Source organism: Bacteroidota bacterium, from assembly GCA_016706865.1.
GTDB lineage: Bacteria > Bacteroidota > Bacteroidia > Chitinophagales > BACL12 > UBA7236.
On the sequence record JADJIS010000003.1, the window covers coordinates 1068242 to 1080583 of the forward strand.

Consider the following 12342-nt stretch of genomic DNA (forward strand, 5'->3'; position numbering starts at 1 on the left):
TATGGCAAAGTGGAATACAATATCTCTCAAAGAAGTTATTAAAGAAATTAGCAGCGGTAGAATCGTTTTACCTGTAATCCAAAGAGAATTGGTTTGGGAAACTGAAAAGATGACAGCACTTTTTGAAACAGTATTAAAGGGAGAATCCTTTGGTGGCATAATGACTGTAGTCGATCCAGCTGCTAGAGAACCATTATTTGAGTTTAGAAAATTTATAAGTCATTACCAGCAAGGCCAAATAATTGAGTCAAAAAAAGTAGTTAAACTTGAAGAGGAAACTACATATGTAATAGATGGTCAGCAACGACTTTCAGCATTTTATATTGGCATCAAAGGTGAATACAACAATGAATCATTATTTGTTGATTTATTCAGTGAACATGAACATAGAAACTATAATTTTGAATTTTCTAAAGAAATTGGGAAATTACCGAAACAGGTAGATAATTATAATGGCACATTGAAACTTAACCCACTATGGTATAAGGTCTCAGATTTATATACAAGGTTCGAAGATGGTGGATACGACCACAAAAATTTTTGTGATGATTTCTGCTTTGAACTAGATGAAAATATGTTGGCAGAACAAAAGAAACGAGTTGAAGATAATTTATATAAAATACAAGTTGCATTCTTTAACAACCCTATAGTTGGGCTTTGCGGTGTTCCTATTAACAGAAATCAAAGTATTATTCAAAACCGGTTGAATATTGTTCATCTTTTTCAGAAGTTAAACCAAGGCGGCACGATTCTTAGCGGCTTGGAGTTGATGCGATCTGTTCTAAAAGCATATAGTGCTGAAAACGAAGCGTTCCTTAATGATGTAAAAAATAAATATACTGATATTGGCTTTAATCAAGACGAGATCATAAAGTTTGTTTTCTTATTACAAGACGATCACACCAAAGATATTACAGATATAGATCAGGCGGACTCTGATTTTATTACACAAAAAGAAAAAAGAATAAAGGCCTCACTTGACGGCACAAGATGCTTTCTAAAACATGCAAACTTATATGAATACTTTATTTCAGGTAAACAAAGTTCTATACCGCTTCCTTTCATTGCTTACCATCTATATCATACTACTCAAATTGCAGAAGAAAATTTATCCGGTTATTTTGATAATAGCGAAACCTTCAATCCAAATTTTGTTCCAATCAGAAAGTGGTTTATTTTATCAATTTTAAACCATGCATTTCAAAGAGGGAATGGATGGAATCCAAATACAACTGGCAGGAAAAAGATATTGCAAGTTTTGAAGAAAAATAAGGGTAAAACATTCCCTACAAACCAAATCTTTGACCTTTATAAGAGTCATCCACTGCATGATTTTGATGACAAGATTAATGAAACATGGGATTGGCTAAATTGGTACGATAGAAGCCTTGTTATCTTTCTACTTTATGGTAAACCTACGAACTTTAGGCAGAATGATGTGGACCATATTCATCCAAAGTCGATTCTTGTTAGCAAAGGTATTGAATGGAATAAAATAAACCTGTTAGGAAATTTTCAATACTTGTATTTTTCCGATAACAGGTCAAAACAAGCAGAGGAATTTGGTGATTGGCTAAAAGATGCCTTTGGAACTAATGAAAAAAAATTAAATGAATATTTAGAATTGCATAGCATCCCTGTTAATAAAGAAAATTGGTATACGGATAAATTTGAGGAATTTATTGAAGAAAGAAGAAAGTTAATATTTGAAAAAATTAACAAATTAATTTAATGCTAATATGAGCGGCACAAGAGAAATACATTTTGAAGATACGGTATTCGAATACCTTTCATCAAGTAATCTATATAGTATACGCAAAAGCACCGACTTTAATCTAGAGCATGTGCTTGATATGTCACTATTGGAGCAATTTATAATAGATACACAGCCGGATATTTGGAAAAAATTGGAAAAAGAATTTCCAACCAATGCCATTGAAGCAGTTGCCAATGAATTTGCGAAACTTAGGGATAAAAGAGGGATACTTAATTTAATTCGTGAGGGCTTCGTATTACAAGGCGCGACCATTAAACTCGTTGCATTTAAACCATCCTCAGGCTTAAACCCGGAGCATTTAAAAAAATATGAAGCCAATCGCTTCTCAATCGTTCGTCAGGTTCATTACAGCACCGCCCTGCCGGATAATAGTTTAGATTTGGTCATCAGCATAAACGGTATTCCCATCATCACGTTAGAACTAAAAAATGAATTTACCGGACAAAACGTAACTCATGCTGTAGAACAATATAGCAAACGGAGAGACCCCAAAGATCCTTTTCTAAAAAGCTGCATGGTTCATTTTGCAGTAGATAACAACACCGCTCTGATGACTACAAAATTAGAAAACGGCAATACTCGCTTTCTACCTTTCAACCGAGATACTAAAAACCCAATAATAGAAAACAAGTTCGCAAGTAGTTATTTGTGGGAGGAAGTGCTACAAGCGGATAGCCTGTTAGAAATACTTAACAACTACATTTTTTATGAAGAAGATGACAAAACAAAGGAGAAGACTACAATATTCCCCCGCTACCACCAAAGAGATTGTGTTCGGGAGCTATTAGCAGATGTAAAGCAAAAAGGGGCAGGTGAAAATTACCTTATTCAACACAGTGCAGGTAGTGGAAAAAGTAAAACTATTGCATGGTTGGCTCATCAATTATCAAATTTATTCGGAGGAAATCAGGAGCCGATTTTCGATAGTATCATAGTGATTACAGACCGGATCGTTTTAGATAAGCAATTGCAAAAACAAATTAAACAATTTGAGAAGATAAACGGAACAGTTAGAACCATTACTAAAGGAAGTAAACAATTAATTAAAGCGTTAACAGAAGGTGATAAAATAATAATCAGTACACTTCAAAAATTTGGCTACATTGGCGATATAGCCAAGTTAAAAGGTCGGCGCTTTGCAATTATTGTAGATGAAGCCCACAGCAGTCAAAGCGGTGAAAATGTGAAGGATTTAAAATTAAGCCTTACAACTGATGAAGCCCTGAAAGAAATCATTGGCCATGATGATGAAAACGCCGAACCTAAAGATACCGTTGAGGTTGAATTGGAGAAAATCATGGCAAGTCGTCAAAAATTGAAGCATCTTTCATTCTTTGCCTTTACTGCTACGCCAAAACAAAAAACGCTAGAATTATTTGGCATTCCTGATAAAACCCGGAAAGCTAATTTCAGGGCTTTCCACGAATACACTATGCGCCAAGCCATTGAAGAAGGCTTTATTTTAAATGTATTAGATAATTACATTACAAAAAGTTCTTATTTTGAATTGGTAGAAAATGAAAACGCAGAAGATGAGAAAAAATTTGAGAAGCTAAAAGCCAAGCGCCTACTTTTGAAAGAGGTTAATAAACACCCGTTTGCGATTTCCTCTAAAAGTCATATTATGTTAAATCATTTTATGGAAAAAACCATTCATAAAATTGGTGGAAAAGCCAAAGCTATGGTGGTAACAAGTTCGAGAGCCCATGCAGTGCTATACAAAATTGAATTTGATAAAATAATAACAGAGATGGGCCTAAATATACAAACGCTTGTGGCGTTCTCCGGAAAGGTTGAAATTGCGCTTGACAAATACTCCGAAGAAAACATGAATGGGCCTAATGTAAAAGACATAGCAGAAGAATTTAAAAAACCCGGCTATAAAATATTAATAGTCGCTAATAAATTTCAAACAGGTTTTGATCAGCCACTTCTGCATACCATGTATGTTGATAAAGCATTAGGCGGTGTTGCAACAGTTCAAACTTTAAGCAGATTAAACAGAACCATAAAAGGTAAGCAGGACACTTTTATAATTGACTTTGTAAATGCACATGAGGATATTCAAAAGGATTTCCAAGATTATTACCAAACAACTATCCTCGATAAAGAAACCAACAAACAAAAGTTATACAATTTAAAATATGAAATTGAAAAGGCCGATGTATTTACAAAAGATGAAGTAACACATTTTATTGAAATGTTTATTCGTAAGAAGGTGAAATCAGAGGTGCTTTCGCCCTTTTTTCAAAAGATAGTTGATGAAAAGTATGTTATACTTTCAGTGGATGATAAGGACAAATTTAGAAAAGACTTAAATAAATACGTCCGGCAATATTCCTTTATTTCCCAAATAATCACATTTATTGACACCGATCTTGAAAAGTTCTATTTGTTTACAAAATTACTCTTCAAATACCTACCGTACGAAAAAGAATCATTGCCATTAGAGGTTATACAAATGGTTGATATGGAAAAATTCAAAATTCAGGAGGAAGAAAATGGAAGTATCATGCTTAACCCGATAGATGCAACACTTGAAAATATTCAAAGCGATGGCCATAGAATCAAACCGCCGGAAACAATAGAAGTATTAGAAAAAATCGTGCAAGAAATTAATGATACCTATGCTATTGATTTAGGTGATGATGATAAGGTAGTTAAAGAAATGTATGCCTCACTCAAAACAGATGAGGCATTAATGGCGAGTTTACGGGCCAACAACATCGAGGATGTCAAAAGAATGAAATTGAGGGAAAGTATTGATAAGGCATTACTTAAAAACGCTGAACCTCCTATTGAGTTCATGAACCGGTTGTCCAAAGATAAAGGGTTGGCAAATTATGTTGTTGGTCAATTTTTTCATTTACTAATGCAAGACCTCAAAGACTCTAATATAAAAATTCATTCGATAAAAAATGATGATTTTTCGGTTGCGGCGGAGGAATGAAGCCATAGGTTATCCTTTATTTGTAAATCTATTAGTTTACCATTCTTCCGATGAATTACAAAACGGATTTGATTACAAATAATTAAATAATTAACCAAGACTATTAAAATATGGAGACTTCATACGCGCTCACCTATCAAGAAAGAGTTCTAGCAGAAATCCAACTTTCAATATTTTATTATCACCAATTTGAAAAAAGAGAACTTCCTGGAATATTTATTTCAGATGAGCTTATAAATATTGAAGCTGTAAGCAAATTATCTGGAAAAGATATATTGAGAAAATCTATAGATGATATTAAAAAAGATGAAATTAATAAATATTGCATCGATTTACTGGGATTGTATTGCCCTGAAGATGAGAAAATTATTTTGTTTACAAACCGCATAAAAGACGCCGCAGAAGATTTAAAAATCAAAAATGAGTTGCTACAACAAATAGTTCTATTGCATGAAATCGGCCACTGGATTTCTCACAAATTGGCTTATAAGAAAAAAGATTGGGAATTAGATAAATACAACAAAGCAACGGTTGGCGTTCATGAAGGGCTAGCGCAATTATATACGTGGTGGGTTGTTGAAAATTTTTTGGAGTTGAAAGAACCATTTAATACATTAAATGAACATCAAAGTCCACCTTATTTAGTTTGGAAATACTTTATAAATTCATCACCAAAATCTTTGGTTATATTAAGAGAATTTGAATCTGTCACAAAAGAAAATTGGTTGAGTTATGATTTCTGGATTATTCAACAACCAAATATGAGCATTGAAGGAATTATGAGGGATCATCGAGGTGCAATAACTGGGGAAAGCACGGGTATCAATTAATTTGACATATTTTAAAATTTATATTAATGAACAAACTACTATTAATTGTTACAGTTTTTTTATTTTTATCATGCATTACCTTAGGAGGGGTTGGCTATGATAAAATCAAAAACTTAAAAACGGAGATATTATATCTTGAAGATGAAAATTCAACGCTTCAAGATGAAATTACTGAGGCCAACGATAAGATCGAAGAATTAGAATCAAATCTTGAGGAATGTCAAGATGAGTTAGAGTCACTTGGTTTTGACGCAGATTGGCTTGAATCTGACAAAAGCGATCTTGAATGGGACAATAGTGACCTTCAATCTAACAATGAGGATTTGGAGGATCAAATTGATGATTATAAATCAGAGATCGATGATCTGGAATCAGATATTTACAACCTAGAGGAACAAGTTGATGATTTGAAAGACGAATTGGAAGATTATAAATAAGGGCAATAAGTCACTTGGTCTAGTGGCAAACCAGAGAATATTACAAATTTTAATACAGTAAATTTACATTTTCGAAAATCTTAAATACTTTTAAACTTAAACAAACTTTTATGCGAAAACCACAACTTACCATTCTTATTTGCTCTCTATTCTTTGCATCATGCTCCAGAACAATTTACACCTATACCGGAATAATGGGAAACAATACCCAAACCGAAGTAATACTTGAAAGGAATAACTTCAAAACTTTAGGCACATTCAGCGGAACTATTACGGAGAAAAAGCTAAGCCGAGATAAAACAAATGTCGAAGGCATAATTAGTCAGGCGCGCAAACAAATGTTGGAAAATGCAAAATTAGCCGGTGTAGAACTAACCGGCAGCAGAACGGTAACAAATGTTGCGGTTGATTTGATTCAAAATGATGTGAGGGTTATTGTGACCTATAGTGCTACGATTATTGAGTTTACGAATTGAGAAAATAACAACAATCTATTAATAAATTACATAAGTATGAAAACCATTCTATTTATACCAATTATTTGCACATTATTATTTGGTAAGCTCCAAGCCCAGGAAGGTATTTCGTTAACCAAGGTTGAAGAAATTTACACATTGTCAGAGATAAATTATACAGGTGAAAAAACAATAACACTTAAATTAAACTCCGGCCTAATAATTAAGGTAACTCCTGTTAATCCACCTGAATTGGATGAATTATTTTATGAAAAAAGCCTTGCCAATGGGCAATTGCAATATAAAGATTATGATCAAAGCAAAAATGATTATTTCATCAAGAAAAAGAAAAAGAGACAAAAAGCAGAAAAAACAAATACAGAAATGTTAATGGAACTTGCTGAAATTTTGCTTGAAAATAGTAAAATAACTGAAGAACAATATAACAAGGTTAAGTTAAGTGTAGAGAATAGAAAAACTGAAGCCGAACCTGAAATAGAATCAAATATTCCAATTGCAATTAACCCATTTTATTTAAATAAAAAATATTTGAGTGTTTATCAATTGACAATAGAAAATCTAACTGCGAAACCAATAATATTTGACGAAGAAATCAATTTACTCTTTGGCGGAAAACTTTATTCTAGATATTCCACACAGGAGGTTCTAGATCTTTATAAAATTGAAAACATTAACAATTTTTCAAAAATAAGTTTACTGATAAACGAAAACCTATCAGAAAATATTTTAGTCCCAGCAGGAGTTACTTTTTCTAAATACATATGCACAGAGCCAATAAAATATGAAGCCGGTAAATTATCGTTAATTATTTCATCCTCCACTAATAGCGCAACTGCAAATTGGGATATAGATATATCGACAAATGAAATTGAGAAGACTTATACTTACAATGTTTTTGATTTTTATATTACCTCCAATACAGGCCTTGACTTTAGTAATATGAGTGATGACGATGGCGTCTTAATAAGTTTTACTGACAATGTCGATTTTCACCTATTAGGACAAAAATTATATGTTAATCAAGATGATTTGGAAAAACCAATTGACTTTATTGCATTGTTCATTTATCTTGATAATGCATATTTTACCTTTACTCAAGTAGTTCCACAAACATATTTAGATATTAATAAAAAGCGTACAGAAGATATTGAAATCGAAACAATAAGAACCGAAAAGGTTAAGAGGAAGTTAGATTAACATGCGAGAACCTTATGATTTTTACTTTCTTATCCTATATTTGTATTTATTGTGAATGAAGAATTAGAATTAAGAGCCCCGAGCAATCAGATTGAAATTTTAAATACACTTTTGAAGAAGTGTTTATTCAAACTTTGATTAACAGAATGAATGAAAATGAAGATGTTTTTGGCAAGATTATGGTTAATTCTGAGTTTAAAAATGATATTTAGGAGTGGTTGATAAGGAAAATATATCAACGATTTAATAATAAATTTATATAAATTAATATTATGAACGATATAATTAAACACAAACAAGAATTTATTGATGAACTTATGAAAATTGGGTATACGGTTTACATCAATAGGGAGGATCTGAGTGAAATCCGAATTAAGGGGAAGGATACATCAATTGTTTGTAATTTAAAAACTACTAGACACAAAACACATCTAGAACATTACGACATAATATGGTATGGTGTTGCTGAGAATGTTCTGGATAGAGTAGATTATGTTATTCTTCTGCCATTAGACACAAAAACTTTTTATGTAATTCCTAAATCTTTGCTATTGGCCAATAAAGAACTCTTTTTTAAAAGTGAGGAAGGTAAATATTCTTTTCATTTAGTTTTTTCAGAAGAAATGATTACTGGTTTGCAAAATAAAGGATATATAGATTTATCGGGCACCTATGGAATACTATTTCAGCAAGATTTTAAATTTTCTGACATAAATAGCCCAGAGTTGCCATTTTTTCCAAGTTTGAGTTGATTTTAATGATAATACAAATAATTATCTTTAATTTTTGCAGTGAGAATTTGCGAATTTGTTGAAATAGCAAATTTTTTAACAGTCAAATTAATTGCTTATGAACAAAATTCTGATAATTACAACCTCTGAGATAGAATTTGAGGCATTTTCATTTTTATTAAAGAAAAGGGATTTAGAGTTAATTAATATTGATTTTGGCACAACTATATTTGGTTCTAAAATTAATATTAATAAGCAACAAATAATTATAATAAATTGCCAGGATCCATATTCCGGATCTGGCAAAGTAAAATTAATTAAAGTAATAGAAAAATTAAAACCCAGTCATATATTCTTTTCAGGAATAATTGGTGATGTAAGTCGAAGTGATATAAAAATCGGTGACATAGTGGTTGCTGATAAAGTAATTAATTTCAGTCATATAAAGTTTCCGAATTATACACGTTCAGAAAGTACCGAAAATCTTTCAAATTCTCGCAGCTTAATAACAAAGGCAAAATCAATCAAACAGGAAGATTGGTATAATGGTTATAAAAAAGAAAGTAATTCAATTGGGAGTAGAATCCCAATGATTCATTATGGGGCAATAGCATTAATTGATAAAATAGAAATAAATCAAATCGAAATTGATAACATCAAAAATTATAGCGAGGAATTATTAGCCATCGACTTAGACACAACAAGTGTTGCAATCGATTTAAAAGATATTCCAAGGTACAACCCTATTATATTAATAATTAAATGTGTTTCAGATCAACGTGATAAGAAAATTGATGTAAATAAGAATATGTTTTGCATGATAGCGGCATCCTTTACTCTAAAACTAATTTTTGATAAAATTTTACCTGAAGATGTAAAAATAAAAAAATCAGATAACCCTACGAAGGATAAAGTTTTTGAAAAGGATTCTTTAATTAACGAAGATTTTTCAATCGGAGTTGGCTCAGTTCTAAGTAGAAAATTTGATTTAGAAAAACCGTCCCTTAATTCACAAGAATATGCTGAGGCAATTGCCGAAACTCTTTCTTCTAGTAAAGGGGAAATTTGTTTTTCGTTACTTGGTCATTGGGGTCGAGGAAAAACTTATTTAATGCGATTGGTAGAGAAAGAATTACAAAATAGTTATGACACAGTATGGTTTAGTGCATGGAAGTACAAAGCCAAACCAGAATTATGGGTTCATTTATTTGAGACATTTAGGGACAAAATATCCCAAATTAAATGGTATAAAAGAATACCAAGTATTTTTAGGGGAAAATACATTCAATTGGGTTATTGGCCAATAATTGTTTTATTAATTAGCGCATCATTTGTGTTAATTCCATTTGGATCAGTAATAATATATTTACTTGGCGTTTTTGGCATTATAGGATTGTTTCGATTTTATAATCTATTTAATTATGGGAAGAGTAAATTATCGTTACTTAAAAAATACTTATTTTTTACTCAGTATACTGATAAACTCGGACTTCAAGCCACATTGGGATTAGAATTAAAAAGTCTATTACGAGGTACTTATGGAGAACTGAGGTATACCAAGAAATCAATATTCGGAGGTGTTTTTTGGTATTTATTAAGTGTAACAGCATTTGTATATTCATTATTTTCAGGACTTACAGACAACAATAATTTCCCCCATTTTACTAACCTTACACTTTATCCAGCACCTTTGACATTACAAATCATAGTTTGGATTGTTATAATTTTGCTCATTCTATTACCCTTTTGGTTATTTTTTATCAATATTTCAAAAAATAAAGTCCTTTTAATTGTCGACGATTTAGATCGAATCACTCCTAATGAAATGCTCGACATCATTGAGTCTTTAAAGTTATTACTCGAGGACGAAGAAATAAATTCTATTTTACAAGTTGTTATGATATTCGAAGAAAATTCAATTAAAACTGCAATTAAAAATAAATATCTTTTGCTTGAAATTCCTGATGCAGAAATCCAAGATACTAAAAATAATTCTAAAAGAATTTATTTCGAAAATATGCAAAAACTTTTTATCGCCCATTTGCGTCTTCCTCCAATAAATAGCAAAGAAAGTGTTCAATATGCAACATCATATTTAAATTATAAAAAGGAAATTATATGTTCCGTATCGAACAACTCAATTACAGCGGAAAATGTATCAAATAGTAATGCAGATACTTTAGGGAATTTACCAGCGGATACTAAAACACCACAAGTAGAAACTCAAAATCATTCAAAATTATTACCTAACTTGGAAGAATTTTCAAATGATGAAAAAGTTGCAATAATATCTTCGATTGAAATTTTATCAAATAAAAATAGCAATAACTGGGTTACAATTGGACCAAGAGCGATACAAAGTTTTATATTTACTTACAAATTAGGAAGAAAATTATTAGAAGCGAGAGGTATTGAGCAAGTAAATCCAAAATTATTATCGAGATTGATAGCTTTTACATTTTGGGGCGATGATATCAATATAAATAAAGCCACTGGAAGCCACAATGATAGGGAGGCTATCTTCGCTGTTTTAGACGAAATATGTTAAAAGGATTTATTTTTTCGATAATTAAGCGAGCCTTAAAATTGTGAATTTACTTATAATCGGGACTCTCTTAATTCAATTTCTTTAAAAAGTAAATCTCGAAGAGCCTTCTGAGGTATCTCAATCGGATATAATCGAACTTTTGAATTTTCTTTCATTATAAAAACAGGTTCTAGATTTTCGTCTAAGTCAAATTTGTATTCGGTTAAATATAGATTGACAATCTTTTCTGTGTAATCCCAAAATCTTTCATCGAATCCAATAGGGCCTTTGAAAAAATTCAAATGTAAAGTAGCACCATTTGCCGAATGGGCAAATCGATTTTTCATTTTTACTAAATAGGTAAACTCTCCGGTTGTAAATAAAATGTATTCATTAGGTTCAAATTTGATAAAAAATTTAATGTTAAAAGCTGATTGATATTTTTGCAATGATTCATTAAGGTTTTTGAGAATTTCCTGACCGCAGTTAATAAATAATTTCCAACCTTCATCATTAGCAATTATTTTATTCTTTTTTTGGGTATGTAATTCTTTTAATTTAAGATCGTTTAGTTTTGTTTCTAAATCCGGTAAAGTATTACCGTCTAAATTCGGCAGCTTGCCTAATAATGGTTTTTCAATGAGTGGTCTATCCAAGATAATTCGAATCAATTCAAAAAATTTGGTTTCATATTTTTCATCCACTCTCATATCATGAAAAATCCTGGTTTTTAAATAGGTCGGGCAGCTTTGTTCTTTATCGCCACTGCGAAGCACTGGAATTATTTTATTTTCGGATGTACCGTGGTCATAATATTCCTGCGAAATGATTGAATACTCGAAACCAACTCCACCTTTTCGATTTGTAGCTTTTGAATTGTATTCCGGGGTCAAAATAATTAGTATCTTGTCTGCTAGTACCGCTCGCTCCATAAAAAAGGTCATCTCCTTCCCAGCACTCAATTCATATTGGTCAAGAATAACATCAACTCCATTTTCAAGTAAATCCTTGGAAAGGCTTAAAATCCATTCAGTATGTTCAGCGTTATCATGAGAATAGGAAATGAATACTGTTGGGATCATCTTACTCAGTCGAATTAATAGGGTTATAAAGTTAAAGTTAATCGGCCTGTGAAATACAACAAATTTGAAAATTGTATAAAAATATCCGTTGTGTCGCAATACGAAAATTCCAATTTGTGTGCAAATTGTATGCAAATAAAAAAGCTCTCCGCTTTAAAAATCGCTGAGAGCTTAGTCTTAGTAGTGACCCCGACAGGATTCAAACCTGTAACCTTCTGATCCGTAGTCAGATACTCTATTCAGTTGAGCTACGGGGCCTCTAAATTGTTTGTTTTGATCTCTCAAAACTCCCAATTATCCCGCAAAAATAGCAATAAAAAACAAAACCTCCGAAA

The 12342-nt window shown here is 31.6% G+C and carries 9 protein-coding genes and 1 tRNA gene; 8 read left to right on the forward strand and 2 right to left on the reverse strand.

Going from position 1 to position 12342, the window contains the following annotated elements; translation table 11 throughout:
* The first annotated feature begins 1 nt into the window (after position 1).
* From IPI31_13955 to IPI31_13990, 8 genes are all read left to right on the forward strand, one after another.
* Positions 2 to 1732, forward strand: coding sequence for a DUF262 domain-containing protein (locus IPI31_13955; GenBank protein MBK7568921.1), 1731 nt, complete (start codon positions 2 to 4; stop codon positions 1730 to 1732).
* A 7-nt stretch (positions 1733 to 1739) separates the two neighbouring features.
* Positions 1740 to 4727 carry a type I restriction endonuclease subunit R gene (locus IPI31_13960; protein MBK7568922.1) on the forward strand — a complete coding sequence of 996 codons (2988 nt, stop codon included), beginning with the start codon at positions 1740 to 1742 and terminating at the stop codon, positions 4725 to 4727.
* A 110-nt stretch (positions 4728 to 4837) separates the two neighbouring features.
* Positions 4838 to 5557, forward strand: a complete 720-nt coding sequence (locus tag IPI31_13965) for a hypothetical protein (GenBank protein MBK7568923.1) — start codon at positions 4838 to 4840, stop codon at positions 5555 to 5557.
* 26 nt (positions 5558 to 5583) lie between these two features.
* On the forward strand, positions 5584 to 5994 hold the full coding sequence (locus tag IPI31_13970) for a hypothetical protein (GenBank protein ID MBK7568924.1): 411 nt from the start codon (positions 5584 to 5586) through the stop codon (positions 5992 to 5994).
* A gap of 110 nt (positions 5995 to 6104) precedes the next feature.
* Positions 6105 to 6470 (forward strand): hypothetical protein, encoded by a 366-nt coding sequence (locus IPI31_13975; GenBank protein MBK7568925.1) that lies wholly within the window; start codon positions 6105 to 6107, stop codon positions 6468 to 6470.
* Positions 6471 to 6506: 36 nt separating this feature from the next.
* Complete coding sequence (locus IPI31_13980; protein ID MBK7568926.1) at positions 6507 to 7667, forward strand: hypothetical protein; 1161 nt, start codon at positions 6507 to 6509, stop codon at positions 7665 to 7667.
* Positions 7668 to 7939: 272 nt separating this feature from the next.
* Complete coding sequence (locus tag IPI31_13985) at positions 7940 to 8419, forward strand: hypothetical protein (GenBank protein MBK7568927.1); 480 nt, start codon at positions 7940 to 7942, stop codon at positions 8417 to 8419.
* Positions 8420 to 8516: 97 nt separating this feature from the next.
* Positions 8517 to 10946, forward strand: a complete 2430-nt coding sequence (locus IPI31_13990; protein MBK7568928.1) for a hypothetical protein — start codon at positions 8517 to 8519, stop codon at positions 10944 to 10946.
* Positions 10947 to 10996: 50 nt separating this feature from the next.
* Here IPI31_13990 and IPI31_13995 read toward each other — a convergent pair whose 3' ends face one another.
* Both IPI31_13995 and IPI31_14000 read right to left on the reverse strand, forming a co-directional pair.
* Positions 10997 to 12007 (reverse strand): toll/interleukin-1 receptor domain-containing protein, encoded by a 1011-nt coding sequence (locus IPI31_13995; protein MBK7568929.1) that lies wholly within the window; start codon positions 12005 to 12007, stop codon positions 10997 to 10999.
* Positions 12008 to 12191: 184 nt separating this feature from the next.
* Positions 12192 to 12265, reverse strand: a tRNA-Arg gene (locus tag IPI31_14000).
* Positions 12266 to 12342: the final 77 nt, after the last annotated feature.

Bases quoted from the DNA above. Each gene is read 5' to 3' on its own strand.
- IPI31_13955 (MBK7568921.1), top strand. From the start codon at position 2: ATGGCAAAGTGGAATACAATATCTCTCAAAGAAGTTATTAAAGAAATT.
- IPI31_13960 (MBK7568922.1), top strand. From the start codon at position 1,740: ATGAGCGGCACAAGAGAAATACATTTTGAAGATACGGTATTCGAATAC.
- IPI31_13965 (MBK7568923.1), top strand. From the start codon at position 4,838: ATGGAGACTTCATACGCGCTCACCTATCAAGAAAGAGTTCTAGCAGAA.
- IPI31_13970 (MBK7568924.1), top strand. From the start codon at position 5,584: ATGAACAAACTACTATTAATTGTTACAGTTTTTTTATTTTTATCATGC.
- IPI31_13975 (MBK7568925.1), top strand. From the start codon at position 6,105: ATGCGAAAACCACAACTTACCATTCTTATTTGCTCTCTATTCTTTGCA.
- IPI31_13980 (MBK7568926.1), top strand. From the start codon at position 6,507: ATGAAAACCATTCTATTTATACCAATTATTTGCACATTATTATTTGGT.
- IPI31_13985 (MBK7568927.1), top strand. From the start codon at position 7,940: ATGAACGATATAATTAAACACAAACAAGAATTTATTGATGAACTTATG.
- IPI31_13990 (MBK7568928.1), top strand. From the start codon at position 8,517: ATGAACAAAATTCTGATAATTACAACCTCTGAGATAGAATTTGAGGCA.
- IPI31_13995 (MBK7568929.1), bottom strand. From the start codon at position 12,007: ATGATCCCAACAGTATTCATTTCCTATTCTCATGATAACGCTGAACAT.